Source organism: Mesorhizobium sp. BE184, from assembly GCF_031457045.1.
Taxonomy (GTDB): Bacteria; Pseudomonadota; Alphaproteobacteria; order Rhizobiales; family Rhizobiaceae; genus Mesorhizobium.
In genome coordinates this window covers 499,456-526,336 of record NZ_JAVDVU010000003.1, presented here as the reverse complement: position 1 = coordinate 526,336, position 26,881 = coordinate 499,456, and the positions used below count along the sequence as shown (strand labels likewise).

Sequence of the window (26,881 nt, the reverse complement as noted above, 5' to 3'; positions counted from 1 at the left end):
GATGATTTCATACAGATTGTTGGACATTGTCAAACGCCATTTCGTGCCAACGCACAGCGTTGACCGTGTACGGGCGGAGAAAGCAGCAGAATGACAACGAGCATTGCCGAAACGATCGCCGACAGGCTGGACACCATGCCGGCCGGCGAGCGCCGCGCCGCGCACACGCTGATCGCCGGCTATCCGGTGGTCGGCCTCAAGACGGTCGCCGAATTTTCGCAGGCCGCCGGTGTCTCGTCCCCCACCATCCTGCGCTTCGTGGCGCGTCTCGGCTTCCAGAACTATCCGGAATTCCAGGCCGCCTTGCAGGATGAGCTCGCCGCCCAGCTCCAGTCGCCAGCGTCGCGCACGCATGGCAACCCGGCAACGCAGGACCGCACGTCGCCCATGCTGGAGGCGACGATAGAGAATCTGCGGCAGACATTCATGCACCTGTCGCAGAAACAATTGGCCGCCATCGTCCAGACCCTGTGCGATCCGCGCGGCAAGATGTTTCTGGTCGGTGGCCGTTTTACCGATCCGCTGGCCCGCTACATGGCCGCCCACCTTGCCATCGTGCGGCCCAATGTCTTTCATCTCGCCGGGCAGGAAAGCCTGTGGCGAGACCGGCTGATCGACATGGGCAAGCGCGACGTCCTGGTGGTCTTCGACATACGCCGCTACCAGGACAGCCTGCTGCGCTTTGCCGAGAAGGCGCACCACCGGGGCGTGCAGGTCGTCCTCTTCACCGACCAGTGGCTGTCGCCAATCGCCCGCCTTGCCCGCCACGTCGTTGCCGGCCGCACCGCCGTCCCTTCGCCGTGGGACTCCTCCGCCTCACTGATGATCGTCGCCGAGACGCTGATCGGCGCCGTCACCGCGAGGCTGGAGGACAGCAGCGCGCGCCGCATCGACGAGATGGAGAACCTGCGCTGAGGGATCGCTATCGGACAGAGGATGTTGATATCTGAATATCGACAGCCCGAACCTTACGCAGATTTAATGTGCGTAAACGCGGGAGAATTGCCATAAAGGCCTGGTAACGACGTTGCTTCGTGCATGTCTAAGGTACGTTGCTGCGTCCTTCCGGGTCGGAGGAACCGGTAGGGTCAGGACGCACGTTTTCCTCACCGGAGCGCCGATGGCCACCTGGAAACAGATTGTACTCTCGCTGGCGATCCTGATCGTCGCCGCGGCGGCGTGGGTCGGGTTCTTTCCCGGCTCGCACGACGTGCTTGCCCGCTGGGGCATAGAATGGGCGCAAGCCTCGACGCCGAAGACCGCCGCGAGCGGCGAGGACACCGGCAATCAGCGCGGCAATCGCGGCGGCGGCGCACAGACGCCCGTCGTTACCGCGCAGGTCTCGACCGCCACCATCAACGACAAGCTCCAGGCCATCGGCACCGGCCGCGCCAAGGCGACCGTGACCGTCAACCCCTATGCCTCCGGCCGGCTGACCGAATTCCTCGTCCAGTCCGGCGCCCATGTCCAGGCTGGACAAGTCATTGCCAGGCTGGATTCCGAAACCGAGGAAATTGCGCTGGAGCGCGCCAAGGCGGCGCGCGACGACGCCAAGGCCAAGGTCGATCGCACGCGGTCGCTGCGCTCTTCCAATGCGGCGACTTCGGTGCAGTTGACCGATGCCGAGCTGGCGCTGCGCAACAACGAACTCAGCGTCCATGACGCGCAGGTCGCCTTCGACCGCCGTTCGGTGACCTCGCCGATTTCGGGCGTTGTCGGCATCCTGCCCATCGAGGCCGGCAACTACGTGACCAACCAGAGCGCCATCGCCACCATCGACGACCGCTCCAGCATCCTCGTCGATTTCTGGGTGCCGGAGCGCTTTGCCGCCGCCATCAAGATCGGCGCCATGATAAAAGCTTCGTCGCTGGCCAACCCCGGAAACGCCTTCGAAGGGGCCGTTTCTGCCATCGACAACCGCATCGACGAGAAAAGCCGCACGCTGTGGGTGCAGGCGACCATCGACAATCCGGCGGATTCGCTACGCGCCGGCATGTCCTTCCAGGTCACCATGCAATTCCCCGGCGACACCTATCCGACGGTCAGCCCGCTGGCCATCCAGTGGGGTTCGGACGGCGCTTTCATCTGGACCGTCGAGGCCGGCAAGGCCAAGCGCGTGCCCGTCCGCATCATCCAGCGCAACACCGAAACGGTGCTGATCGACGCGCCCGTCGAAACCGGCGCGGTCGTCGTCACCGAGGGCGTCCAGAGCGTGCGCGAAGGCGGCGAGGTGCGCGTCGCCCGCGACGACCGGCGCCCGGCCAGCACCACCGGCTCGTGAGCTGAGCCCGGCGATGACCGAAACCGTCAACACCAGCGACAACAGCTTCACCGCGCTATTCATCCGCAGGCCGGTGCTTGCCTTCGTTCTCAACACGCTGATCGCCGTCGCCGGCCTTGCCGCCTTCTATGGCGTCGAGATCCGCGAACTGCCCGATGTCGACCGCGCCGTCATCACCGTTTCGACCAATTTCGAAGGGGCCGCCGCCGAAACCATCGACCGCGAGCTGACCGGCACCATTGAGGGCGCGGTTGCCCGCGTCTCCGGCGTCAAGTCGATTTCCTCTTCCTCGTCATTCGGCTCCAGCCGCGTCACCATCGAGTTCAACGACGGTATCGACCTCAACGTCGCCGCCTCGGACGTGCGCGATGCGGTCAGCCGCGTCGCCAACCAGATTCCGGACGACGCGGACGCACCGCGCATCGTCAAGGCGGACGCCAATTCCGACGCCGTGATGCGCCTGGCCGTAACCTCCGATTCCATGGCCGTCGAAGATATGTCCATCCTGGTCGAGGATCAGATCGAGGATGAGCTTGCCGCCGTTCCCGGCGTCGCCGACGTCCAGGTCTATGGCGACCGCGACAAGATCTTCCTCATCGACGTCGACCAGGGCAAGCTGGCCAGCCTGGGCTATACGGTCGCCGACCTGCGCACCGCGCTGGCCTCCGTCGCCTTCGACACGCCGGCCGGTTCGATCACCACGACCAACCAGAACCTCATCGTCCGCACCACCGCCGATGTCACTACGCCGGAGGAGTTCGAGGCCATCGTCATCGGCGGCACGACCCGCATCGGCGACGTCGCCACCGTGACGCTGGGCGGCGACATCAACCAGTCGACATTGCGCTCCGACGGCAAGGTCGGCATCGGCATCGGCATCGTGCGCGCCGCCGAATCCAACACGCTCGACATTTCGGAAGGTGTGAAGGCCGCCGTCGCCAACATTCAGAAGACGCTGCCCAAGGGCATGTCGATCAAGATCACCAGCGACGACGCCGTCTTCGTCAACGGCGCCGTGCACGAGGTCGAGATCGCGCTGTCGCTGTCAGTCTCCATCGTTCTGATCGTCATCTTCCTCTTCCTGCTGGACTGGCGCGCCACGCTCATCCCCGCCTTTTCCATGCCGGTCGCCATGATCGGCACCATCGCGGCGATCTATCTCGCCGGCTTCTCCATCAACATCCTCACCTTGCTGGCGCTGGTGCTCGCCACGGGTCTGGTGGTCGACGACGCCATCGTGGTGCTGGAAAACATCGTGCGAAGGCGCAACGAGGGCATGGGGCCCCGCGCGGCCGCCGTGCTCGGTACCCAGGAAGTCTTCTTCGCCGTCATCGCCACCACCGCGACGCTGGTGGCGGTGTTTGTGCCGATCTCGTTCCTGCCCGGCCAGACCGGCGGCCTGTTTCGTGAATTCGGCTTCGTGCTGGCCATGTCTGTCATCCTCTCTTGCGTGGTCGCGCTGACGCTCTGCCCCATGCTCGCCTCGCGCATGCTGTCGCAGGCCTCCCTGCACCATGAAGAGCGTGGCGGAATTGTCGGCAAGGTCGGCGGCGGTCTCGTTTCCGCCTATCGCCGCATCCTGCACATCTGCCTCGATGCACCCGTCATCGTGCTTTTGATCGCCGTGCTCTTCGCCGGTGTCGCCTTTAGCCTATTCGGCACCATCCGGCAGGAACTGACGCCGACGGAAGACCGCGCCACGGTGTTGCTCCGCATCAGCGCGCCGCAAGGCGTCAGCCTCGATTACACGACCTCGCAGATGCGCCGCATCGAGGAACTGATCCAGCCGCTGCGCGATTCCGGCGAGATCGAAAGCACGTTCGAGAGCGCCGGCTTCGGCGGCAACTACAATTCCGGCTTCATGGTGATGACGCTGGCGCCGTGGGACCAGCGCAGCCGCAGCCAGCAGCAGATCACCCAGCAGATAACCCAACTCGTTCGCCAGGTGCCAAGCGTGCGCGTCTTCCCGGCGCAGCCGAACAGTCTCGGCATTCGCGGCGCCGGCAACGGCCTGCAGTTCGCGCTGGTCGGCGACCGGGCGGCGCTCTCCACCGCCGCCGGCAAGATCATCGACGAAATGCAGAAGGACCCCCGCTTCCAGCAGCCGCGCCTGTCGGTCGACCCGACGCAGCCGCAGCTTGCCGTGGCGATCGACCGCGCCCGCGCCTCCGATCTCGGCATCGACATTACCGGTCTCGCCAACACGCTTCAGGCGATGCTCGACGGCAACAAGGTCGGCGACGTCTATATCGGCGACCGCAGCTTCGATGTGAAGCTGGTCTCGACCACCAACCCGATCAACGACCCGACCGACCTGGAAAACATCTTCCTCAAGACCGCGGACGGCCGCTATGTGCCGATGTCGACCATCGCGACGCTGACCGAGCGCGCCGTGCCCCCCTCGCTGACGCGCGAGCAGCAGCAGCCCTCGGTGGCGATCACCTCGACGCTGAGCGGCGACTTCGCGCTGGGCGACGCTTTGACGGAAGCGCAGCGCATCGCCACGCCGCTGTTGCCGGCGGGCTCGCGGCTGGTGCCGCTCGCGGAGGCCGCGACGCTCGGTGAAACCAACAGCGGCATGATCACCATCTTCGGCTTCGCGCTGGTCATCATCCTGCTGGTATTGGCGGCGCAGTTCGAAAGCTTCGTTTCCGCCGTCATCATCATGGCAACGGTGCCGCTGGGCCTCGCCTGCGCCATCTTCGCGCTGATCCTCACCGGCACCAGCCTCAACGCCTACAGCCAGATCGGCCTCGTGCTGCTTGTCGGCGTCATGGCCAAGAACGGCATCCTGATCGTCGAATTCGCCAACCAGCTGCGCGACCGCGGGCTCGGCGTGCGCGAATCGATCGAGCAGGCAGCCAACATCCGCCTGCGACCGGTGATGATGACGATGATCTGCACCGTGCTCGGCGGCCTGCCGCTGGTGATGGCGAGCGGCGCCGGCGCCGAGGCCCGCATAGCGCTCGGCTGGGTCATCGTCGGCGGTCTCGGCCTGGCGACGGTTTCTACCCTGTTCCTGACGCCGGTCGCCTATCTGCTGCTCGGCCGCTTCGTCACGCCGAAGACGCATGAGGAAAGCCGCCTCAAGCGCGAACTGGAAGAAGCGGCCTATGCCAATGTCGAACCGGCGGAATAGCCGGCGCGACTGAAGCCCGCATTTTTACCATCCGACGAGATAAGCGGCCCCGCCGTCTACCTTTCCATAAACGCCCCCCCGCACCGGGTGACATCGGCGCCGTCACGCTCTATGTGTGCCGCCGATGATAGAGGACGGCTGAGGCCGTCGGTGCGGGAGACGGCCGGGTGGAAGCGATCCGACTTGATGCATTGCTGGCCAGCGTCGGCGCCGAGGTCGGCGTATCGCCCTGGCGCGTCGTCACGCAGACCATGATCGACCAGTTCGCCGATGCGACCGACGACCACCAGTTCATCCATTGCGATCCGGCACGCGCTGCGAAAGAAACGCCGTTCGGCGGCACCATCGCCCATGGTTTTCTCACCCTTTCGCTGCTCTCGGCCATGACGTTCGAAACGCTGCCGCCGCTCGAGAACGGCAAGATGGGCGTCAACCAGGGCTTCGACCAGATCCGCTTCCTGGCTCCGGTCAAGACCGGCGCACGCATCCGCGCCCGCTTCGTCCTTGCCGAGGTGAAGGCGCGGCCGTCCGGCTGGGTGCAGGCGACGCACGACGTGACGATCGAGATCGAAGGCAGCAAGAAGCCGGCGCTCACCGCCCGCTGGCTGACCCTGACCTTCGTCGAACCGGAAACGGCGGAACCCGCTGCATCCTGATACGGCAAGCGCCGAGCTTCCGGCCACCTGCTGCACGAGCTTCCCCTGCGACATCTTGTCGTCGGAAGTACGGCGTATATATTCTGACCGCAGAGAACGAGAAAGGCAGCCGCATTGGCGCTGACCGTACAAAAACGCCGCGAACAGCATAAGGCGGCCCTGCGATCCGACCTTTTGGCCGCGGCCCACAAGCTCGTCCAGGAAGAAGGTTACGAGGGGCTGACCATCCGCAAACTGGCGCAGCGCGTCGGCTATGCGCCGATGTCGGTCTATTCCTATTTCACCGACAAGCAGGACATCCTCTTCGCGCTCGCCGAAGATGCTTTCGAAACATTGGCGCGGCGCATCGAGGAGCATCAATCCGACGATCCGATGGAATCGCTGCGCGCCGTGATGACCGAATACGCCGCCTTCGGCCTCGGTAATCCCAACGAGTACCGCACCGTCTTCATGACCGAGAAGCTGAAGGCGCCGGAAGGCCGCAGCTTCCAGGAGATGGAGAACGGCAACCCGGCCATGAATGTGCTGATCGACCGCGTCGAGGCCTGCGTCGCAGCCGGCAAGCTCAAGGGCGATCCGCGCGCCATCGCCACCATGCTGTGGGCGGTGGGCCACGGCACCATATCGCTGCTGATCACCTTTCCGTTCTATCCCTTCGGCGATCCGCAAGCCTTCGTGCGCCGCATGTGCGACTTCACCATCGCCGGCCTGGCCGACAAGGAAGTCGAACCCCTGAGCGACCAGCCCGCAAACTGCTGAATTGCGCCGCGAAAGCCGATTGAGGACGGGTGCCTCCTTCGAGGCTCGCCCATAGAATATCGTACCCACTCAGGCCCCGTGACAGCGGTCTCGTTCATATCGATCGAGCCCTTGGAGACACGTGATCAGAAAAATTCTTCGTACATGTACATTTTCTGACTTGAACTTCTCCATCGGCAGGCGTACATGAACGCCATACCGTACATGTACGGAAAGAATTTGCCCCGGAGAAAGACCATGAAGAAGACCGTTCTTGCCATTGCTGCCCTGGCTGCCTTCGCTGGCGCCGCCTTTGCCGGCGAGCCTGTCCAGACCACGCAGCCCACCGCCTGCATCCAGACCAATGCGAATGTGAAACTGGATTGCGTCTCGACCGGCTCGGTCGAAGCCAGGCATTCCGCCGTGAACCCCGGCTCAGCCGAAGCCAAGACCCCTCGCCTCGGCATCGAGGTGAACCCCTGGATCATGCCGAGCAGCTTCTGATCGGCTTAAACTGCCGCTTTAAAGCGCGCAGCGCGGACCTTGAAATACCAAAGGCGGTGAGGGAAACCTCGCCGACTTTGGTCATTGGGCGCTATTTCTTCCGCCTTTTCATACCGGCAACATTCTTCGGCGTGCCGGATTTGAAGGGTGCGCCGGGAATGGCCGTCGCCGTGATCGAAACCGGATCGCTGGCCGGGAACGTGTCCTCCAGCCCCTCGTCCAATTCCGCGAGCATATCCGGATGACGGCGTTCGTCCTCGAGTGATTTCACCGCCGATGTCTTGCCCGGCTTGCCGGATTTCGGTGAGGCAGCCATGTCGTGTCTCCGTGGCGAACGGCCTGCCGCGCAGCCTTTCAGGCTGCCGCGTCCCGCATCGCCTCCTGCAGGAAAGTAAAGACATAGTCGCTGAAGGAACGCCAGCATTCGACGCGGAATGCATCCTGCGCCGTCCGCAAAAGCACGATCTCGGCTTTGCCCAGGACCGTTCGCGAGCAGGCCCCCACCGGAAAAGCAGCAAGCGACAGATCCTGCGGGCAGCCGGCGTTCAGCGTCGCTCCCGCCGCCGGCCCGGCCACGGCCACCGCCACATTGCGGTGCGAGATGCCGACCGCCGAATGCAGCGCCGAAACCTTGGCGCAATCGGCGAGTGGGTCTTTGCCGGCCTCGTCGATCACCAGCCATTCATCTGGTCCCAGCCACAACGCCGTGCGTTTGCCCTTGGCCGCTGAGGTCTTGGGTGTCTGTGGCAAAGTCAGGCCCAACGCCTTCGACAAGGCCGCGCGCGATGCATCGGACCCGCGCAACGAGATGCGTTCGGCGGGCGGCAACACGGTGACAGAGACACCGGTCGCCGAAGCCTCCTGACCAGCAAGGGCCGGACGGCGTTCGGCGCCGTCAGCCTTCACTACTGCCTGCTTTTTCACGGGCGCCCTAACCATTCAACCGCCCTCCCGTCTCGTCGAAGAACACCGTGCCTGACACTTCCACCTCGATAACGCCGTCCGGCATCGGCACATGCAGCGTTTCGCCCATCCTGTCCCGTCCGCCTGCGAGCAGCGCCAGCGCGATCGAGCGGCCGCAATTCTCCGACCAGTAGCTTGAGGTCACATGCCCGATCATCGTCATCGGGATCGGCTGTTTCGGATCGGCGACGATCTGCGCCCCCTCCTCCAGCACAATTTTCGGGTCCTTTGTCCTCAGCCCGACAAGCTGCTTGCGGCCCTTGGCCACGAGGTCAGGCCGCTTCAGGCCGCGAATGCCGACGAAATCGGTTTTCTTCTTGCCAACCGCCCAGTCGAGGCCGGCGTCGCTCGGCGTCACCGTGCCGTCCGTATCCTGGCCGACGATGATGTAGCCCTTTTCGGCGCGCAGCACATGCATGGTCTCCGTGCCGTAGGCGCAGGCGCCGTGCTTCTGGCCCTCGGCCCACAGCGCTTCCCATACGGCCTCGCCATAATCCGCGGGGACGTTGACCTCGAAGCCGCGTTCGCCCGAGAACGACATGCGGAACAGCCGCGTCGGCACGCCGCAAATCTTTCCCTCGCGCACCGACATATGCGGCATCGCCTCGTCCGCCATGTCGATGCCCTCGACCAGCGGCGCGATGATCTCCCGGCTCTTTGGACCCTGCACGGCGATCACCGCCCATTGCTCGGTGGTCGAGGTCAGCCAGACGTTCAGATGCGGGAATTCCGTCTGGAGATAGTCTTCCATGTGGTTCATGACGCGCGGCGCGCCGCCGGTCGTCGTCGTCACATGGAAGCGGTCGGCGCTGAGCCGTCCGACCACGCCGTCATCATAGATGAAGCCGTCCTCGCGCAGCATGATGCCATAGCGGCAGCGGCCTGGCTCCAGCTTCTCCCATGGGTTGGTGTAGAGCAGTTCCATGAATTTCGCGGCGTCCGGCCCGACAACTTCGATCTTGCCGAGCGTCGAGGCGTCGAACAGGCCGGCGGATTTGCGCACCGTCACGCATTCACGATCGACGGCCTTGTGCATATCCTCGCCGGCTTGCGGAAAATACCAGGCGCGTTTCCACTGGCCGACATCCTCGAACACCGCGCCGTTCCGCTCGGACCAGGGGTGGATGGCAGTACGCCGCGTCGGCTCGAACAGCGGCCCGCGCGCATGGTTGACGATGGCGCCGAACGTCACCGGCGTGTAGGGCGCGCGGAAGGTCGTCAGCCCGACTTCCGGGATTGTCTTGCCGAGTTCGTCGGCGGCGATGGCAAGGCCATGCATGTTCGACGTCTTGCCCTGGTCGGTCGCCATGCCGTTGGTGGTGAAGCGCTTGACGTGCTCGATCGAGCGCATGCCCTCATGCACGGCCTGGCGGATATCCTTGGCGGTGACATCGTTCTGGAAATCGACGAAGGCCTTGACGGTGGTGCCGGGTCCGGCGCCGGGCGCCGCGCCAACCATGCCGCGCGACCAGCCTTCGCTGGCTTCGACTTTGGGTTTGGCCGGCTTTTCCGACTTCCCGGCGGCCGCACCGCCCCTCGCCTCGCGCGCCGCTTTGGTTCCGGCGGCATAAGCTTCATCAATCGATGCGGCGAGCCCGTCCGTACCGTTGCAGGCGCCGACAGAGACGCAGTCCTGCGCATAGGTGCCGGGCAGGAAGCGCTTCACCTCGTCGTTGAACACAACCTTGCCACGTGACTGCGAGAACAGGTGAACCGACGGTGTCCAGCCCGCCGACATCAAAAGCGCATCGACCGCAATGGTGCGTTCGCCGCCGCCCGTGCGCCGCTGCACGGTCATGGATGAGATGCGCAGCCTGCCGCCGGTCCGCACCACCGCGCGGCCGTCGTGGATTTCAATGCCGGCGGCGCGAGCCCGGTCGACCAGCTCGCCGGCCGGGTTGTCGCGCAGATCGACGATGGCCGCGATAGCGATGCCGGCGGCTTTCAGGTCCAGAGCCGCCGCATAGGCGGAATCATTGGCGGTAAAAATCCCGACATTTTTGCCGACGGCAACGCCGTAGTGGTTGAGATAGGTCCGCGCCGCCGAGGCCAGCATGACGCCCGGCCGGTCATTGTCGGCGAAAACCATGTGCCGCTCGATCGAGCCGGTGGCAAGGATCACCTTTTTCGCACGAACCTGCCAGAGCCGTTCGCGCGGCAGGTCACGACCGGGAGCCGCGAGGTGGTCGCTGACACGCTCGGTCAGGCCGATGAAATTCTGCGCATAGTAGCCGAATGCCGTGGTGCGCGAGAGCACCCGCACGTTCGGCATCGTCTTGAGATGCGCGACCACACCCTGTGCCCAGCTCCAGCCGTCCTGCCCTTCGATCCTGGCGCCGCTCTCGAACCGCAGCGCACCACCCAGTTCAGCCTGCTCATCGGCAATGACGACACGCACACCGCTCTCAGCCGCCGCCAGCGCCGCAGCCAGTCCGGCCGCGCCGCCGCCCAGCACCAGCACGTCGCAATGGGCGAAGCGCGAGGAATAATGGTCCGGGTCCGGCTGGTCCGGCGCAACGCCGAGGCCCGCAGCGGCGCGGATCTTCGGTTCGTACAGATTTTTCCACGCCGCCTTCGGCCACATGAAGGTCTTGTAGTAGAAGCCGGCGGAAAAGAATGGCGAGGCCATATCGTTCACCGCGCCGACATCGAAGGAAAGCGACGGCCAGCGGTTTTGCGAATGCGCCGTCAGTCCCGCATAGAGTTCCTGCACAGTCGCCCGGACATTCGGCGTCGTGCGCGCGGCATCGCGCACGATCTGCACCAGCGCATTGGGTTCTTCCGCGCCGGCCGAAAGAATGCCGCGCGGGCGGTGATACTTGAACGACCGGCCGGTAAGATGCACGCCGTTGGCCAACAGCGCCGAAGCCAGCGTGTCGCCCTCGACGCCAGCAAAGGACTGGCCGTCGAATGTGAAGCTCGCCGCCTTGGCATGGCTGAAGCGGCCCGCGCCGGGGATGCGGTAGGAAGCGGTCATTATTTCCCCACCTTCGGCAATCTCGCCGGTTTCTTCTCTCCGGCCTTGTAGGTCATGACGAACCGGTCGGTGACGGTATCGCGCACGGCGTTGAAGAAGCGCGCGCAGCCATGGATATGCCGCCAGCGCTCATAAATGATGCCCTTGGGGTTCGAGCGGATGAAGAAGAACGCCTCGAAATCCTCGTCGCTTGTCGCGGTCATCTCCGACGAACGCACGACATGTGCTTCGCCGGCGTTGCGGAACTCGAGTTCCGGGCGCTCTTCCTCGCAATAGGGACAGCGGATCAGGAGCATGAATCAACTCTTCCCGTCTGGTTCGATATAAAGGCCAAACGCTTTCGTGTTCCTGAGACCAACGCGTTCCATCCTTCGCTGCCAGCCTTGTGAATAATAGCCACCGATTTCCTTCTCGGGCTCCGCAGAATAGTCTTTGCGGAATCCCTCGGTGTTATGAATGGGATACTTCAGTGCCAGTGTTCCCGCCCATGGACCAATTCCCAAAACCACTAGTAGGAAGAATGCAGCGAACATGAAGACCCCTACTAGATGGTAGGCGAATTCAGAGCCGGTGTACTGATGCACCTGCGCGGCGAGCACGGTGAGCAGCGCTGCGCAGGCACCCATCATAAAAAATCGTCTGTTCGTTCTCTTCGTCACCGGACTTGCTCAGTGCGCCACAGCCGCCGCGGCGGCCTCGTCGATCAGCCGGCCGGTGCGGAAGCGTTCCAGCGTGAACGGTGCGTTGATCGGGTGCGGCTCGTCGCGCGCGATCGTGTGGGCGAAGACATGACCCGAACCCGGCGTCGCCTTGAAGCCGCCCGTGCCCCAGCCGCAATTGACGTAGAGCCCCTTCACCGGCGTCTTGGCCAGGATCGGCGAGCGGTCCGGCGTCACGTCGACGATGCCGCCCCACGAACGCAGCATCTTCATGCGCGTGAACATCGGGAACATCTCGCAGATGGCGTCCAGCGTGTGGTTGAGGATGTGCAGCCCGCCGGTCTGCGAATAGGAGATGTACTGGTCGGTGCCCGCCCCGATCACCAGTTCGCCCTTGTCGGACTGCGAGATATAGGCATGCACCGTGTTCGACATCACCACGCAGGGAAACACCGGCTTGACCGGTTCCGACACCAAGGCCTGCAAAGGATAGCTTTCCAGCGGCATCCTCACGCCGGCCATCTGCATGACGACGGATGAATGACCCGCGGCCACGACGCCGACCTTCTTCGCTCCGATGAAGCCCCGGGAGGTCTCCACGCCCATAACGGAGCCATTGGCGGCGCGCTTGATGCCGGTCACCTCGCAATTCTGGATGATGTCGACGCCGCACGCATTCGCCCCGCGCGCATACCCCCAGGCGACCGCGTCATGCCGGGCCGTGCCGCCGCGCCGCTGCAGCGCCGCCCCCATCACCGGATAGCGCGCATCTTTCGATATGTTGAGCGGGGGGCAGAATGCCTGGGCCTCTTCCGGCGTCAGCCATTCATTGTCGATGCCGTTGAGCCGGTTGGCGTGGATATGCCGCTTGAACACCTGGATGTCATGAATGTTGTGCGCCAGCATCATCACGCCGCGCGGCGAATACATGACATTGTAGTTCAGATCCTGCGACAGCCCGTCCCACAGCTTCACCGCATGATCGTAGATGCCGGCGGATTCATCATACAGGTAGTTGGAGCGGATGATGGTGGTGTTGCGGCCGGTGTTGCCCCCGCCGAGCCAACCCTTTTCCAGCACGGCGACATTGGTGATGCCGTGCTCCTTGGCCAGGTAATAGGCGGTCGCCAGACCATGGCCGCCCGCGCCGACGATGATGACGTCATAGTCCTTCTTCGGCTCGGGCGAAGACCATTGCTGTTCCCAGCCCTTGTGGCCGCGCAAGGCTTCGCGGGCGATGGCGAATACCGAATATTTCTTCACGTCCGGGGCCTCGGGCCTGAGTTCTCGGGGATGGCGGCGGGTCTCGCGCCCTTTCGCCGCCCTTCCTGCTGCGAGGTCTATCACTAGCGAAACAGCCGGGCCACCCTTGCGCTGTTTGCGACGACAGGTGCCGCTTTGCGTCAGAGTGGCAAACGTCTCGCGTCCATCGGCTCAGCCGGTATCGGGTGGCTGCGACCAAGGCGTATCGCCGGCAATATCGGCCGGTCGCAATCGACAAGAAGACCACACCATGCTCGCTCTCGCAAACAAAGTCGCCATCGTCACCGGCGCATCATCCGGTATCGGGCGCGCCACGGCAAAGCTCTTCGCCGAGGAGGGCGCTAAAATCGTCATCGCCACGCGCCGCAGCGCCGAACTCAATGCGCTAGCTTCCGAAATCGAGGCCGATGGCGGTGAGGCTGTGGCGCTGGCGGGGGACGTCAACGACGAAGCATATGCCAAAGCGATGGTGGAGCTGGCGCTCGACCGTTTCGGCGGCTTGGACGTTGCCTTCAACAATGTCGGCGCCGTTGGTGTCATGGGCCCGATTCCGGACATGGCGCGGCAGTCCTGGCAGCAGACCCTCGACACCAACCTGACCAGCGCGTTTCTCGGAGCCAAATACCAGATACCGGCAATGCTGACGCGCGGCGGCGGTTCGCTGATCTTCACGTCCAGCTTTGTCGGCATCACCACCGGTATGCCGGGTATGGCTGCTTACGCTGCGGCCAAGGCGGGACTGGTCGGCCTGACCCAGGTGCTGGCTGCGGAGTACGGGGGCCAAGGCCTGCGTGTCAATGCGCTGCTGCCTGGCGGGACCGATACAGATGCCGCGACCTTCAAGACACCGGAAGAGCGCGCCTTTGTCGAAAGCCTTCATGCGCTCAAGCGCATCGCGCAGCCGCAAGAGATTGCACGCTCCGCTCTTTACCTCGCTTCCGATGCGTCGAGTTTCACCACTGGCACGGCGTTGTTTGCCGATGGCGGCGTTTCGATCAACAGAACGTAGTCGTTGAAGCTTTCATCTTGCTTTTGACTGCGCTTTTGGACGAATCCTGTTGTGACGGATCGCAAAACGGGATCGGAAAGGCATGTTGCTGGTCAAAACCTCTGTCGCGCCGAGCAGGATCGACGGCGTCGGTGTTTTCGCCGCCGAACCGATAGGGAAAGGCACACCTATCTGGCGTCTCGATCCGGACTTCGACCGACTGATCCCCCTAGAGAAATACCGGAGCGCCCCACCTCATCTCAAGGAACTGCTCGACATCTATGCCTACCCCAGCCCGGACCAGCCGGGGTTCATGGTCTATGAGGTCGACAACGGCCGCTTCATGAACCATTCATCCAGGCCGAATACCGATTTCTCGCAATATGGCGGCGCCACCGCCATTCGAGACATCGCCGCCGGCGAGGAGATCACTTGCGATTACGGCGAGTTCTTCGAGGACTTCGAAAACCACCATTCCGTAAAGGCCGATGGCTGATTTCGACCGGCAGTACAGTCAAATTGCCGGCGGTCCCTCAAAGCCTGTGGACACAATCTCCTGATTCTGCTATCAGCCGCGGCAATTCGCGGTGGATACCGCTGCGGAGGCATGTGTCTATTGCCACTTGCCTGTTGAACAAAACCGAATGACAGGATTGCCCGTGCAGGTACTCGTCCGCGACAACAATGTTGATCAGGCGCTCCGCGCGCTCAAGAAAAAGATGCAGCGCGAAGGCATCTTCCGTGAAATGAAGATGCGTGGCCACTACGAGAAGCCCTCGGAAAAGCGCGCCCGCGAAAAGGCCGAGGCTGTTCGCCGCGCCCGCAAGCTGGCCCGTAAGCGCGCCCAGCGTGAAGGCTTGCTGCCGATGACGCCGCGCCCGGCTCCCGCGGCTGCCGGCGCCGCCCGCCCGCCGCGCTGATCACGTCAATTTTTCGTCCTTTTCGAAGGATACCCAAGGTGGCGCGATGCAGAATCGCCGCCACCTTTTTGTTTGATGGGAATGACGGACGCGAGTCGGTAAGAGGGCCCGGCAGACGCGCAGCCGATATGAGGACAAGGCAGCGATGAACGTTTTGACTGGAGACCACCGTCCCGCATGGCGCGGCCTTGCGCTGACGGCCGCCCTGTTGTCGGGTCTCGCGCTGGCCGGTTGCCAGACCGCGCCGACGGCCGGCTTGGCCAATATCGACAAGGCGCAGGGGTCGACCGAAAACATTTCCTCCCTCTCGGCCGTCATCCAGCGCAATCCGCGCGACCCCGAGGCCTATAATGTCCGCGGCTCCGCCTATGGACGCAGCGGCCAGTACCAGGCGGCGTTGAAGGATTTCGATACCGCCGTCCAGCTCAACCCCAGCTTCTACCAGGCTTATTCGAACCGGGCCCTGATCTACCGCTTCATGGGCGATCAGCAGAAGGCTCTGGCCGACTACAACCGTTCGATCCAGATCAACGCCAGCTACGACGCAGCCTATATCGGCCGCGGCAATCTCTATCGCAAGGCTGGTCGCGTGCAGGACGCCTTCAACGACTTCCAGAAGGCAATCCAGCTCGATACCACCGATGCCCGCGCCTACCACAACCGCGGCCTGATCTATCAACAGCAGGGTCAGCACAAATTCGCCATCGAGGATTTCTCGACCGCCATCTCGCTGGCGCCCGATGCTTCCGAGCCGTACAACGGGCGTGGCCTGTCCTATCTCGCCACGAACGACGAGGACAATGCGTTCTCCGACTTCAACATGGCCATCAAGCTCGACGGCAAGAATGCCGAGGCCTGGGCCAACCAGGCGCTGATCTACGAGCGGCGCGGCGACAAGCCGAAAGCGGCCAAGGCCTACCGTGAAGCCGTCCGGCTGAACCCGAGCTATCAGCCCGCCAAGGATGGCTTGGCGCGCGTCTCCAACTCCTAGCTCGTGAACTCATAAAATCTGGTCGAAACGATGTGGGCCGTCCGGCCCAAATCGCCGAAATGTGGCGTGGCGCATCGGCCACGCCAGGCACCGATCTTTAACGATGCCTTTATCCCGCCAAGGTTTGCGCGGAACGGTCCTCCGATTGCACCGTTGTTGAAACTGCATTGCAAGAAAGGACCTTTGAAATGAAGAAACTCGCTCTGTCCGCCACTCTCGCCGCCCTGGCCTTCGCCACCGCTCCGGCGCACGCAGGCCGTGTCGAGCTCGGTGTCCTCGATTGCACCATCGAAGGTGGCATCGGCTATGTCATCGCCTCCCACAAGGGCGTGGACTGCATTTTCCGCCGCTCCAATGGCGGTCCGTCGGAACGCTACACCGGCCTCATTTCCAAGCTCGGCGTCGATGTCGGCAAGACCCATCAGGGACAACTGACATGGGCTGTGTTTGCCCCGTCGCGTCACTATGATGAAGGCAATCTCGCCGGCAGCTACTACGGTGTGAATGCCGAAGCGTCCATCGTCACCGGCGGCGGCGCCAACCTGCTGCTCGGCGGTTTCCACAATTCGTACAACCTTGAGCCCCTGAGCGTGCAGGCCCAGACAGGCCTCAATCTGGCGGTCGCGGTGACGTCGGTCGACCTGATCCACTCGCTGAAATAAGCGCTTCCAAAAAAGGCCCGCCCCTCTCGAAGAGGCGGGCCTTTTTCCTTGTCAAACGGGTCCACCGGGCGGCGCATTGCTTCGGCGTAAAATTCCTCTAGCGTTTGCAACCGTCAGGGAGGGCGACATCCACATGCGCGCAGCATTTCTAGCCATCGGCCTTTGCGCCGTATTGGCCCTCGATTCTGCGCAAGCCCAGGATGGCGGGCTGGAACTGGGCGTACTCGACTGCGCCATAGGCGGCGGCACCGGATTTATCTTCGGCTCCAGCAAGGACCTTTCCTGCAACTTCACGCCGGCAAACACGACCTTCGCGCCGGAGGCCTATTTCGGCGCCGTCAACAAATACGGACTGGATATCGGCCAGACGAAACAGACTGTCATGCAATGGATCGTGTTGGCGCCGATTGAAAATATCTATGCGCCCGGTGCATTGGCTGGAGACTATGTCGGCGCCAGCGCCGAAATCACCGCCGCGGTCGGCGCTGGAGCGAACCTTCTGGTCGGCGGCTTCAATCAGGCCTTCACCTTGCAGCCGCTCAGCGTCCAGACTCAGACCGGCTTCAATCTCGCGATCGGCGTCAGCCAGTTTCAGCTCCGCAGCACGTCCAACTGAACGGCTTTACTGCTGGTCGATGATCTTTCGGTCCGACGGGTCGTTGCCGGAATTGCGAACAGGCTCCGGATTGCCCTTGAAGATGCCGTTGCGCAGAACGTCGAATAATCCGGGACGGTCGTAGTTCGGCTCGCCATAGGCCTTTTGGCCGGCGATCGTCTTGTCGCCGAGGTGAATGGCTTCTTCCCCGGCGGCGAACGACGTGCCGGTAAGCGCGAGAAGCGCGGCGGCCGCAAGGACAAATTTTCGCATTGTGATCTCCTGATCCGAAACCGTTCCGGTTCTTGTGACCCGAGAACGTGGCAAACACATGCCCATCGCACCACGACGACGGCCGATTGTTCCGCCAACCTCAAACAGAAATGGAGCACGGACGTCTCCCGGCCAGTGCCGCGCCTGCTTGTCTCGCTGAACACTCAGAGCCCGGATGCCTTAGACGGTGAAGGTCTTCAGCCTTTCAGCGACAAGCGCCGCAAGGCGCGCCGCGACCTCGTCCTTGCTCATTTCCGGCCATTCCTCGACACCGGCCTTCGAGACGATCCGCACCCGGTTGCGATCGCCGCCCATGACGCCCCCCGTACCGATCCCGCTGTCATGCGAGACATCGTTGGCGACGATCAGATCGGCGCCCTTCTTCCTGAGCTTGGCCTCGGCGTTCTTCTGCACATCCTGCGTTTCGGCGGCGAAGCCGATGACCAGACGGGGCCGCTTCGCATGATGGCCCACAGTAGCCAGGATATCCGGGTTTTCGACCATCTGCAGCGGCGCCGGCCCTTCACCATGCACCTTCTTGATCTTCTCCCCTGCCGAACTGGCGGCGCGCCAGTCGGCAACCGCCGCGACGAAAACGGCCGCGTCGGCCGGCAGCTGCGCTTCGACGGCCTCCAGCATCTCCTGCGCGCGCTCGACATGGATCGTTTTAACGCCGGACGGATCGGCGATTGCGACAGGCCCCGAGACCAGCCGCACATCGGCGCCCAGCCGGGCAAGCGCCGCCGCAATCGCGTGGCCCTGCCGGCCTGATGAACGGTTGGCGATATAGCGGACCGGATCGATCGGTTCGTGCGTCGGCCCGGAGGTGACGACGATCTTTGTGCCGGCGAGCGGCTTGGGCCCGTCTTGCAGCAGGCCCTCCGCTGCCGCGACGATCTCCAGCGGTTCGGCCATGCGGCCCTCGCCCGCCTCACCGCTTTCGGCCATTTCGCCCTTGGCAGGCCCGATGAAGTGAACACCGTCGCCCTTCAGCACGGAATGATTGCGCCGCGTCGCCGGGTGCGACCACATCTTTGGATTCATCGCCGGCGCCATCAGCACGGGCCTGTCAGTCGCGAGCAGCACGGCCGATGCCAGATCGTTGGCGAGGCCGCTGGCCAGCTTCGCCATCAAGTCTGCGGTTGCGGGCGCGACGACAATGATGTCGGCCTCTCGCGCCAGCCTGATATGGCCGATATCCTGCTCGTCCTGACGGTCGAAAAGATCGGTAAAGACGTGATCCGCGCTCAGCGCGCCGACGGACAGCGGAGTGATGAATTCCTTCGCCGCCCTGGTCATGACGCAGCGCACCGAAGCACCCCGCTCGCGCAGCCGCCGGATCAGATCCAGCGCCTTGTAGGCGGCGATGCCGCCACCGATGATGAGCAGGATGCGATTGTCCGAAAGCGCCATGCTGCGATCGATCCTGTGCGAAGCGTTCAAGCCGACAAGCCGGCCGCTTACGGTATGGAGGAAATCGAAGCCCTTGAAAAGCTTGGAAACAATCTGGGGTTAAGAGCAAAAATTAAGGCGGGAGCCGAAGCTCCCGCCTTAATGGATCAGTCCCTTTTCAGGAAGCTTAGTCCTGATTGTAGAAGGGATTGGCTTCCTGCTGCGACTGGACGCCGGTGCCGACAACGCGGTTGTGGTCGATATAGAGATCGCGGCGGACCGAGTTGGTCTGGAGCTTGTCGATACCGGCCTCAGCCTGGTTGACCTTCTGGCCGGCAAGCGTCGGCGCGCCCAGAACGTTGGAAGATTCACCGGCGGCAAAAGCAACGCCGTTCAGCGCAACAAGCGCAGCGATGGCAAGAGCAAACTTTTTCATTTTATTCGTCCTATGTTGATACAAAAACCCTGTGAGCGGGGAAAGCGGCCTAATCGGTAAACCATTGATGTCTTGGGAGAATTCGTGGCTGCCGCTGGGTCTGTCAGTTTCTTTCGTTCGTCTCACTGGACAGAGATGGTGAGGCCTGCCTCATATTACCAGTGTCGGTTTTTGTGACAGTCCGTTGCCAAAAGTGGAACGATGCGGAATGCCTTTGCCGGCGGGCGAACGACACAAATATCCGGTTCAAAGATCGAGCGGAGACCGGCATGTCCGGGGGACAAGCCGTTGGATACAGAACAAAGAAAAAGGGCAGGAGCCGAAGCTCCCGCCCTTTTTTGTAAAGCCGTCGTTCGGCTTAGTTCTGGCTCTTCAAGGGGCCAGCTTCACTCTGGTACATGCCGCCATCGGCCTGGCCCATGGTGTTGTCCATGTAGCCCCCGCCCATGTAGGAGCCCTGGTTGATCGAGCTGATGCGCAGCGTATCGACCGGGACCGTAGCCTGCTCGACGCGCTGACCCGCCAAGGTCGGCTCACCGATAACATTCGATGATTCGGCATAGGCCGCGCCACTCAGAGCGACAAGACCGGCGATAGCAAAAACAAACTTTTTCATTTTCTTCATCCTGTTGTTGAATACAAAATTGACTGACCGTGAAGGAGCTTGGCTCTAGAGTTAAAATGTTAGGCAAGAATTTGCCTTATCAAACTCATTGAAATCCTGAATTAATCTTTTCAGGGTTTACCAATTGGCTCGATCGTTCCGGCACCACTTCGATTTTGTTGATCTCGATTTCGTTGATCTGTTTGAAGTGGAACAACCTGTATACGGGACCAAACGAGCTGGAGTTTCAAATGTTCCAACAACAACGCGGCGTAAAACTAAAAAGGGCGGGGTTTGGCCCCGCCCTCATCATCACAGTCGCGTGAGCGACTTAGTCCTGGTGCTGAAACGGCGAGTTCTGATCCTGGCCGACCGTACCCGACTGGTTGCCCATCCATGCATCGCGGCGAACCGACTTGGTGGCAAGCTGGCTGGTATAGGAGTCGCTGACCGGTTCAACGGTCGCATTTTCCTGGCCCGCCAAAAGCGGGGCGCCGAGCGTGGCCGCCCAAGCGGACGACGCGCCGGTCAATGCGGCAATAGCAGCAATAGCAATAGCAAACTTCTTCATGACGTGGTTCCTATCTCTCCAAAAACAGGCATTCGAAGGACTTATCAACACGGCGACCGACTGATCTCATGGGAGGAATTCCAGTCGTCCGTCAGGGTCTCCTTCGTTCACCTGTGGAGCGCAGGTAGGCGTCGCTGCAAGTCGCCGGTAGTGTCGAATTCTGTCTTTCTGTGTCGCAAAATACGGAACAGCCGCCGCATCGCAAATGGCAGCGCAATAAGAATCCGAACCACCTCACCAACGCCGGCTATGCACTTTTTTGCCGACGCCTACGGCTGGAACCCTCCTAAATTTATACCCAGGACTACATAAGGTGTTGGAATAAAACGATCTTTCGAACCCGCGATTTCTGCTCCCGCCTTTGTGTGTCGATTTCATTGTAAAAAAGACATAGGACCCCATATTCGAGCGAAGCGCTTCCGGCGCTTCGCAATCGCCCAAACGCGGAAATTTCAGCATGGTTGGCTTTGAAGACCTTCAGACCTTTGTGGAGGTTGCTGATGCGGGAGGGTTGACTCGCGCCGCCCAGAGAATGGGGCTGGCAAAATCGATTGTCAGCCGTCGGCTCATGCGTCTTGAAAAAACCCTCGGCGTGCAGCTTCTCGCCCGCAACACGCGCGGCGCCGCATTGACGGAAGCAGGCGCCACTTTGCGCGAACATGCCGCCCGTGTGGTCACAGAAGTCCAGGCCGCCTTCGACGCCATATCTCCGACCGACGAAATCTGGGGCCGCCTGCGGGTCGCCGCGCCGCTCTCCGGCGTCACCCATCTCGCGCCGGTCATGGCCGATCTTGCGCGCCGTTATCCCCGCCTGGAAGTGCAGACCTCGTATACCGATCACATGGTCGATCTCGTCAGCGACGGATTCGACGTCGCTATACGGGCGGGCTATCTGGAGGATTCCAGCCTCGTCGCCCGCCGCATCGCCCCGCTTCATGCCAAGGTGGTCGCCAGCCCGGCCTATCTGGCGCAGCATGGGATGCCAGCCACGCCCGCCGACCTTGTCGATCACGAGGCCCTTACGACGGGGGCGGATTCCTGGCGCTTCAACGTCAAGGGCGAGGTCCTGATCATCCACCCCACCGGCCGCTTCAAGGCCAACCACGGTCAGGCCCTGCTGTCGGCGGCGCTCGAGGGGCTCGGCATCGCCATGTTGCCGGATTTCCTGACCACGCCGCTGATCGCCTCGGGCGCCCTGGTGCAGGTCCTTGCCGACTATCCGACCCCTGACGCGGGACTCTATGTGGTCCGGCTGCCGGGATCTCAGCCGCCACGCAAGATCAAGGCGCTGACCAACATCCTGCTGGAATATTTCGCGCCGGGGCCGGAACTGACGGCTAAGGTCTGATCCAGAGGCTGAATCTCAGGACAGCTTCCAGGCGATATAGATCAGCGCCAGCGCGATCGCCCACAGCGCTACCCGGCCCGAGCGCGAATAACGCGCCTCCGCCTTGCCGATCGCCCGCGCCGTGGCCTCGTCGAAACGCAGCCCGCGTTCGGCCATGGTGTCAATCTCGCGCGACAGTCGTTCGGTGCGTTGCGCCAGGTCAGGCGCCTGCCTTGCCAGCGAAACCAGTGCGCCCACGCCGTCGCGCATATCGGTCAGCACCGCGCGCGGGCCGAGGTTGCCGCGTATCCAGCCGCCCACCACCGGTTCGGCTGTCTTCCACATGTTGAAGGCCGGGTCGAGCGTGCGCGCCACCCCTTCGACGACCACCATCGTTTTCTGTAACAGCACGAGTTCCGGCCGCGTCTCCATGTCGAAGATCTCGGTCACTTCGAACAGCAGCGTCAGCAGTCTGGCCATGGAGATCGTCTCCGCCGGCTGGCCGTGGATCGGCTCGCCGATGGCGCGGATCGCCTGCGCGAAAGCGGCCACGTCGTGCTTGTGCGGCACATAACCGGCCTCGAAATGCACCTCGGCGACCCGCATATAATCACGAGTGATGAAGCCGTAGAGGATTTCGGCCAGGAAGCGCCGCTCCTTCTTGCCGAGCCGGCCGGCTATGCCGAGATCGACTGCGACAATGGTGCCGTCGGCCTCGACGAACATGTTCCCCGGATGCATATCGGCATGGAAGAAGCCGTCGCGCAGCGTGTGACGCAGGAACGACTGGATCAGGTTGGCCGCGATCGCCTTCAGATCGTGGCCGGCCGCCGCCAGCGCCGCGACATCGTTCATCTTGATGCCGTCGATCCACTCCATGGTCAGCACGTCGCGGCCGGTGCGCTCCCAGTCGACGGACGGAACACGGAAGCCCGGATCGTCCCTGGTGTTCTCACCGATTTCGGACAGCGCGGCGCCCTCGAGCCGCAGGTCCATTTCCACCTTGGTGGTCTGGGCCAGCGTCTCCGTCACCTGGACGGGGCGCAGGCGACGCGTCGACGGAACGTATTTTTCCTGCAGCCGCGCGGCGAGGAAGTAACTTTCAAGGTCATGCTGGAAGCGCCGTCGCACGCCGGGCCGGATGACCTTGACGGCAACCTGTCTGGCTAAACCGGCATAAGCCGCCTCGGCCACGTGCACCTGCGCGATCGATGCGGCGGCGACCGCCTCACCGAAATTGACGTAAAGATCGTCTATCGGCCGTCCGAGCGAAGCCTCGATCTCGGCCACCGCCGCTTCCTTGGGAAAGGTCTGCATCTTGTCCTGCAGCATGGCGAGATCGACGGCAATGTCATTGCCGACGACGTCGGGCCGCGTCGCCAGGAACTGCCCGAGCTTGACATAGGAAGGCCCAAGCCTGGCCACCGCCTGCGCCAGCCGGTCGGTGCGCCCGTGCCTGAGCGCCCGCCGCTTGGTCAGGAGCCGGGCAACCCGCCAACCGAACTTCGGCAGGCCGGAAAGCTGGTCGCCCGGAATGGCGACCACGACGCCCTCGCGCACCAGCACCCAGCCGGCCCGAACGAGCCGGAACCCCGCGCCGAGCGCGCTCATGCGGAGCCTTTCCTCAAAGCTTCCAGCCCGAGTGGAGCGCTGCGATGCCGCCGGAATAATTGCGGAAGGTGACGCGGTCGAAACCGGCGCGCCCGATCATGTCGGCGAAGTTCTTCTGGTTGGGAAACTTGCGGATCGATTCGACAAGGTAGGCGTAGGGCTCGCCGTCGCCCGTCACCATCCGGCCTATGCGCGGAATGGCATTGAACGACCACGCTTCATACGCCTTGTCGAGCAGCGGCATGTCCACCTCGGAGAATTCCAGGCACAGGAAGCGGCCGCCGATTTTCAAAACCCGGTAGGCCTCGGCCAACGCCACTTCGATGCGTGGCACGTTGCGGATGCCGAAAGCGATCGTATACGCGTCGAACGAATTGTCGGGAAACGGGAGTTCCTCGGCATTGGCCTCGACGAAATCGACATTGCCCAGCAAATCGTATTTTTCGGCCCGGTCGCGCCCGACCGTCAGCATCGACCCATTGATGTCCAGCACGGTGGCCGCGGCGTTGCGGCCGCTCGCCTCCACGATGCGGAAGGCGATGTCGCCGGTTCCGCCGGCAACGTCCAGCACCCTCCAGCCGGGACGCTTCGGCGGATGCAGCCAGGCCACCATAGCGTCCTTCCACAAACGGTGGAGGCCGGCCGACATCAGGTCGTTCATCAGGTCGTAGCGATCGGCGACCTTGTGGAACACTTCGTTGACCAGCGGCTGCTTTTCGCCGGCCTCGACCTTCTGGAAGCCATAGGAGGTTTCCATGCCTCCGGCGGCTGTCGTTCTTGAGCCTGACATAAATGTGATCCGTCACAAAATCGGCGCGACCATAGCCGATCAGGGATGCGGGCGCTATTGTTTAGACCATCTCTTGGGCGCGGTGTTCAGCCGCGCTTGCCAGCCGCGGAAACGGGGAAGCGATGCCTTTGAAAGCCGAACTGCACTGCCACATCGAAGGGGCAGCGGCGCCCGACCTCGTCATCCGGCAGGCGCGCAAATATGGCAAGGACACCTCCCCCTATATACGCGATGGCTCCTTTGTCTGGGACGATTTCAGCACATTCCTTGCGGCCTACGATTTCTCCTCGGACCTTTTTCGCACCGAAGAGGACTATGCGGTGCTGGCCGAGCACTATCTGACCAGTCTCGCCCGCGATGGGGCCATCTACTCAGAGGTCTTCACCTCGCCGGACCATGCGAAGAAGGCCGGCCTCTCGCCCAAGGCCTACACCGACGCGCTCGGCGAAGGCATGGCGCGCGCCAAGGCCAAGACCGGCATCGAGGGCCGCATGATCGTCACCGGCGTCCGCCATTTCGGGGTCGAGCCGGTTGAGCAGGCGGCGCGCTTCGCCGCACGCTGCAATCACCCGCTGGTGACTGGCTTCGGCGTGGCGGGCGACGAGCGCATCGGCGATTTCGAGGATTATGTCCGCGCCTTCGAGATCGCCCGCGAGGCGGGCCTCGGCATCACCATCCACGCTGGCGAGCTGACCGGCTGGGAGAGCGTGGCGGCCGCGCTCGACCACATTCGCCCCTCCCGCATCGGCCATGGCGTGCGCGCCATCGAAAACCCCGATCTGGTCAAGCGCATCGCCGACGAGGGCATCGTGCTGGAATGCTGCCCCGGCTCGAACGTGGCGCTCCGGGTCTTTCCCGATTTCGACAGCCACCCTTTTCCAGCCTTGAAGGCGGCCGGCTGCAAGGTCACGCTCAATTCGGACGATCCGCCCTATTTCTGGACCTCGCTGAAACGCGAATACGAAATCGCCTCGACGCATTTCGGCATGAACGAAAAAGCCCTGCTCGGCGTCACCCGCACGGCCATCGAGGCAGCGTTCGTGGACAGGAAGACAAAAGCGGCGCTGCTGGCGAAACTGGACGGCAAAAAGCGCTAAACGCCCTAACGGCGACGTCTTGTCCGCTGTGGACGTGCGTGCCCTGCGATGGCGCGGGACTCGCCAAACGCGCCGTCATTCACTATTCACGAAGGCATTCGTTTGTTGCCGGAGAACCATCATGAAGGGCGTCACCGTCGTCGACCATCCGCTTGTCCAGCACAAGCTGTCGATCATGCGCAACAAGGATACGTCGACCGCCGGCTTCCGGCGGCTGCTGCGCGAAATCTCGCTGCTGCTCGGCTATGAGGTCACCCGCAACCTCGAACTGACGACGACACGCATCGAGACGCCGTTGGAAACGATGGATGCGCCGGTGCTGGAAGGCAAGAAGCTGGTCTTCGCCTCGGTGCTGCGCGCCGGCAACGGGCTGCTGGAGGGCCTGCTCGATCTGGTTCCGGCGGCGCGCGTCGCCCATATCGGGCTTTATCGCGATCACGATACGCTGGAAGCCATCGAATATTTCTTCAAGGCGCCGAGCGATCTCGCCGACCGTCTCATCATCGTCGTCGACCCGATGCTGGCGACCGCCAACTCGGCCATCGCGGCGATTGACAAGCTGAAGGCGCGCGGCGCCACCAACATCCGCTTCCTGTGCCTGCTGGCCTCACCCGAAGGCATCGAGCGCTTCACCAGCGCTCATCCGGACGTACCGGTCTACACCGCCTCCATCGACCGCGAGCTGAACGACAAGGGCTATATCATGCCGGGTCTTGGCGATGCCGGCGACCGCATGTATGGGACAAAATAGCGTCGTTTACCGGCTGTTTACGCAAAAGCGCGGTTTCCTCAAGCCGACCGGCCATCGGCGCAGGCGTTAAGACGGAAAATACCATCGCGGCGCTATCGATGTCCTTGAAAGAGGCATCCATGTTGCAGAAGCTCCTCATCGCGGGCGTGATCGTCGGGTGTTCGGCATCGCTGCCGATCCTTCTTCAATCGCACCCCGAAGCCTTCGAGCACGTCATGCGGTTCGCGCTCGACAAATCGAAGGACATGACGGCCGAAGCGCCGATGACGATCGCGACCGCCGTCTCCGAGCCGGAAACATCCCAGCCGCTCGGGCGAAAGGTCCTCGTCGCAGCTGATAATCAGGGACATTTCGTTACGACTTTCAAGGTCAATGGCCGCCCGGTCGACGCCATGGTCGATACCGGCGCCACGGTCGTCGCCCTCACCGCTTCGACAGCCCGCAAGGTCGGCATTTCGTTGAGCTCGGGCGATTACAATCACGAAGTGAGCACCGCCAACGGTCAGGTAAAGGTGGCGGTGGTGACCATCGACAGCATTCAACTGGGCAAGATAACCCTCGAGGATGTGCAGGCCGTCGTCATCGAGGACAAGGCGCTGCGCACCAATCTGATCGGCATGAGCTTCCTGAAGCGCCTCGACAAATATCAGGTCCAGGACGGCGCCCTGCTGCTGGCGCAGTAAGCCGCGTCAT

At 62.9% G+C, this 26,881-nt stretch carries 29 protein-coding genes; 16 read left to right on the top strand and 13 right to left on the bottom strand.

Features of this window, described 5'->3' with window-relative positions; all coding sequences use genetic code 11:
* Positions 1-90: 90 nt before the first annotated feature.
* The 6 genes from J2X35_RS16330 to J2X35_RS16305 all read left to right on the top strand — a co-directional run bounded on the left by J2X35_RS16330 (position 91) and on the right by J2X35_RS16305 (position 7,318).
* Positions 91-915, top strand: coding sequence for a MurR/RpiR family transcriptional regulator (locus J2X35_RS16330; RefSeq protein WP_056111580.1), 825 nt, complete (start codon positions 91-93; stop codon positions 913-915).
* A gap of 205 nt (positions 916-1,120) precedes the next feature.
* A complete protein-coding gene (locus J2X35_RS16325; protein ID WP_310187403.1) occupies positions 1,121-2,281 on the top strand; it encodes an efflux RND transporter periplasmic adaptor subunit in 1,161 nt (386 codons plus the stop codon).
* A 13-nt stretch (positions 2,282-2,294) separates the two neighbouring features.
* On the top strand, positions 2,295-5,420 hold the full coding sequence (locus J2X35_RS16320; RefSeq protein ID WP_310187400.1) for an efflux RND transporter permease subunit: 3,126 nt from the start codon (positions 2,295-2,297) through the stop codon (positions 5,418-5,420).
* A 167-nt stretch (positions 5,421-5,587) separates the two neighbouring features.
* Entirely contained in the window at positions 5,588-6,076 is a 489-nt protein-coding gene (locus tag J2X35_RS16315; protein WP_056111588.1) for a MaoC family dehydratase, read from the top strand.
* 114 nt (positions 6,077-6,190) lie between these two features.
* Positions 6,191-6,835 (top strand): TetR/AcrR family transcriptional regulator, encoded by a 645-nt coding sequence (locus J2X35_RS16310; protein WP_310187395.1) that lies wholly within the window; start codon positions 6,191-6,193, stop codon positions 6,833-6,835.
* 237 nt (positions 6,836-7,072) lie between these two features.
* Entirely contained in the window at positions 7,073-7,318 is a 246-nt protein-coding gene (locus tag J2X35_RS16305) for a DUF680 domain-containing protein (RefSeq protein ID WP_310187393.1), read from the top strand.
* A 91-nt stretch (positions 7,319-7,409) separates the two neighbouring features.
* On the opposite strand, the gene J2X35_RS16300 is transcribed toward J2X35_RS16305, so the two are convergent.
* The 6 genes from J2X35_RS16300 to J2X35_RS16275 are packed head-to-tail and all read right to left on the bottom strand — an operon-like array spanning position 7,410 to position 13,180.
* Positions 7,410-7,634 (bottom strand): hypothetical protein, encoded by a 225-nt coding sequence (locus J2X35_RS16300; RefSeq protein ID WP_310187390.1) that lies wholly within the window; start codon positions 7,632-7,634, stop codon positions 7,410-7,412.
* Between the two features lie 38 nt (positions 7,635-7,672).
* Entirely contained in the window at positions 7,673-8,257 is a 585-nt protein-coding gene (locus J2X35_RS16295; protein ID WP_310187386.1) for a sarcosine oxidase subunit gamma, read from the bottom strand.
* Positions 8,250-11,258 carry a sarcosine oxidase subunit alpha gene (locus tag J2X35_RS16290; RefSeq protein ID WP_310187384.1) on the bottom strand — a complete coding sequence of 1,003 codons (3,009 nt, stop codon included), beginning with the start codon at positions 11,256-11,258 and terminating at the stop codon, positions 8,250-8,252. Before J2X35_RS16290 ends, J2X35_RS16295 begins: the two co-directional genes overlap by 8 nt.
* Entirely contained in the window at positions 11,258-11,554 is a 297-nt protein-coding gene (locus tag J2X35_RS16285) for a sarcosine oxidase subunit delta (RefSeq protein WP_056111604.1), read from the bottom strand. The genes J2X35_RS16290 and J2X35_RS16285 overlap by 1 nt, the downstream gene beginning before the upstream one ends.
* Positions 11,555-11,557: 3 nt before the next feature.
* Positions 11,558-11,917 carry a hypothetical protein gene (locus J2X35_RS16280; RefSeq protein ID WP_310187381.1) on the bottom strand — a complete coding sequence of 120 codons (360 nt, stop codon included), beginning with the start codon at positions 11,915-11,917 and terminating at the stop codon, positions 11,558-11,560.
* A 9-nt stretch (positions 11,918-11,926) separates the two neighbouring features.
* Complete coding sequence (locus J2X35_RS16275) at positions 11,927-13,180, bottom strand: sarcosine oxidase subunit beta (RefSeq protein WP_310187378.1); 1,254 nt, start codon at positions 13,178-13,180, stop codon at positions 11,927-11,929.
* A 250-nt stretch (positions 13,181-13,430) separates the two neighbouring features.
* Here J2X35_RS16275 and J2X35_RS16270 point away from each other — a divergent pair, with 250 nt between their 5' ends.
* From J2X35_RS16270 to J2X35_RS16245, 6 genes are all read left to right on the top strand, one after another.
* Complete coding sequence (locus J2X35_RS16270; protein ID WP_310187374.1) at positions 13,431-14,189, top strand: SDR family oxidoreductase; 759 nt, start codon at positions 13,431-13,433, stop codon at positions 14,187-14,189.
* Between the two features lie 82 nt (positions 14,190-14,271).
* Positions 14,272-14,664, top strand: coding sequence for an SET domain-containing protein-lysine N-methyltransferase (locus J2X35_RS16265; protein ID WP_310187372.1), 393 nt, complete (start codon positions 14,272-14,274; stop codon positions 14,662-14,664).
* 163 nt (positions 14,665-14,827) lie between these two features.
* The gene (gene rpsU / locus J2X35_RS16260) at positions 14,828-15,088 is read left to right on the top strand and encodes a 30S ribosomal protein S21 (protein WP_056115928.1); all 261 of its coding nucleotides are present in this window, start codon (positions 14,828-14,830) and stop codon (positions 15,086-15,088) included.
* 145 nt (positions 15,089-15,233) lie between these two features.
* On the top strand, positions 15,234-16,079 hold the full coding sequence (locus J2X35_RS16255; RefSeq protein ID WP_056111615.1) for a tetratricopeptide repeat protein: 846 nt from the start codon (positions 15,234-15,236) through the stop codon (positions 16,077-16,079).
* Between the two features lie 188 nt (positions 16,080-16,267).
* Positions 16,268-16,741, top strand: coding sequence for a DUF992 domain-containing protein (locus tag J2X35_RS16250; RefSeq protein ID WP_310187367.1), 474 nt, complete (start codon positions 16,268-16,270; stop codon positions 16,739-16,741).
* A 133-nt stretch (positions 16,742-16,874) separates the two neighbouring features.
* On the top strand, positions 16,875-17,357 hold the full coding sequence (locus tag J2X35_RS16245; RefSeq protein WP_310187364.1) for a DUF992 domain-containing protein: 483 nt from the start codon (positions 16,875-16,877) through the stop codon (positions 17,355-17,357).
* 6 nt (positions 17,358-17,363) lie between these two features.
* On the opposite strand, the gene J2X35_RS16240 is transcribed toward J2X35_RS16245, so the two are convergent.
* From J2X35_RS16240 to J2X35_RS16220, 5 genes are all read right to left on the bottom strand, one after another.
* The gene (locus J2X35_RS16240; RefSeq protein ID WP_310187362.1) at positions 17,364-17,609 is read right to left on the bottom strand and encodes a hypothetical protein; all 246 of its coding nucleotides are present in this window, start codon (positions 17,607-17,609) and stop codon (positions 17,364-17,366) included.
* Between the two features lie 180 nt (positions 17,610-17,789).
* On the bottom strand, positions 17,790-19,022 hold the full coding sequence (gene coaBC, locus J2X35_RS16235; RefSeq protein ID WP_310187359.1) for a bifunctional phosphopantothenoylcysteine decarboxylase/phosphopantothenate--cysteine ligase CoaBC: 1,233 nt from the start codon (positions 19,020-19,022) through the stop codon (positions 17,790-17,792).
* A gap of 166 nt (positions 19,023-19,188) precedes the next feature.
* Entirely contained in the window at positions 19,189-19,437 is a 249-nt protein-coding gene (locus J2X35_RS16230) for a hypothetical protein (protein WP_056111625.1), read from the bottom strand.
* 358 nt (positions 19,438-19,795) lie between these two features.
* Positions 19,796-20,053, bottom strand: coding sequence for a hypothetical protein (locus tag J2X35_RS16225; protein WP_156459828.1), 258 nt, complete (start codon positions 20,051-20,053; stop codon positions 19,796-19,798).
* Between the two features lie 319 nt (positions 20,054-20,372).
* Positions 20,373-20,612: a hypothetical protein gene (locus tag J2X35_RS16220; RefSeq protein WP_056111632.1), complete on the bottom strand. Its 240-nt coding sequence runs from the start codon at positions 20,610-20,612 to the stop codon at positions 20,373-20,375.
* A gap of 457 nt (positions 20,613-21,069) precedes the next feature.
* Between J2X35_RS16220 and J2X35_RS16215 the strand changes: the two genes are divergently transcribed.
* Positions 21,070-21,960, top strand: coding sequence for a LysR family transcriptional regulator (locus J2X35_RS16215; RefSeq protein WP_056111635.1), 891 nt, complete (start codon positions 21,070-21,072; stop codon positions 21,958-21,960).
* Between the two features lie 15 nt (positions 21,961-21,975).
* Here the strand turns inward: J2X35_RS16215 and ubiB are convergent, their stop codons facing one another.
* On the bottom strand, positions 21,976-23,550 hold the full coding sequence (gene ubiB, locus J2X35_RS16210) for a 2-polyprenylphenol 6-hydroxylase (RefSeq protein ID WP_310187354.1): 1,575 nt from the start codon (positions 23,548-23,550) through the stop codon (positions 21,976-21,978).
* 13 nt (positions 23,551-23,563) lie between these two features.
* Positions 23,564-24,340, bottom strand: coding sequence for a bifunctional demethylmenaquinone methyltransferase/2-methoxy-6-polyprenyl-1,4-benzoquinol methylase UbiE (ubiE, locus tag J2X35_RS16205; protein ID WP_310187350.1), 777 nt, complete (start codon positions 24,338-24,340; stop codon positions 23,564-23,566).
* A 122-nt stretch (positions 24,341-24,462) separates the two neighbouring features.
* On the opposite strand from ubiE, the gene J2X35_RS16200 reads away from it, so the two are divergent.
* The 3 genes from J2X35_RS16200 (at position 24,463) to J2X35_RS16190 (ending at position 26,871) form a co-directional block, all read left to right on the top strand.
* The gene (locus J2X35_RS16200; protein WP_310187347.1) at positions 24,463-25,437 is read left to right on the top strand and encodes an adenosine deaminase; all 975 of its coding nucleotides are present in this window, start codon (positions 24,463-24,465) and stop codon (positions 25,435-25,437) included.
* A gap of 121 nt (positions 25,438-25,558) precedes the next feature.
* The gene (gene upp, locus J2X35_RS16195; protein ID WP_056111647.1) at positions 25,559-26,188 is read left to right on the top strand and encodes a uracil phosphoribosyltransferase; all 630 of its coding nucleotides are present in this window, start codon (positions 25,559-25,561) and stop codon (positions 26,186-26,188) included.
* A 119-nt stretch (positions 26,189-26,307) separates the two neighbouring features.
* Positions 26,308-26,871: a TIGR02281 family clan AA aspartic protease gene (locus J2X35_RS16190; RefSeq protein WP_056111649.1), complete on the top strand. Its 564-nt coding sequence runs from the start codon at positions 26,308-26,310 to the stop codon at positions 26,869-26,871.
* Positions 26,872-26,881 lie beyond the last annotated feature (10 nt).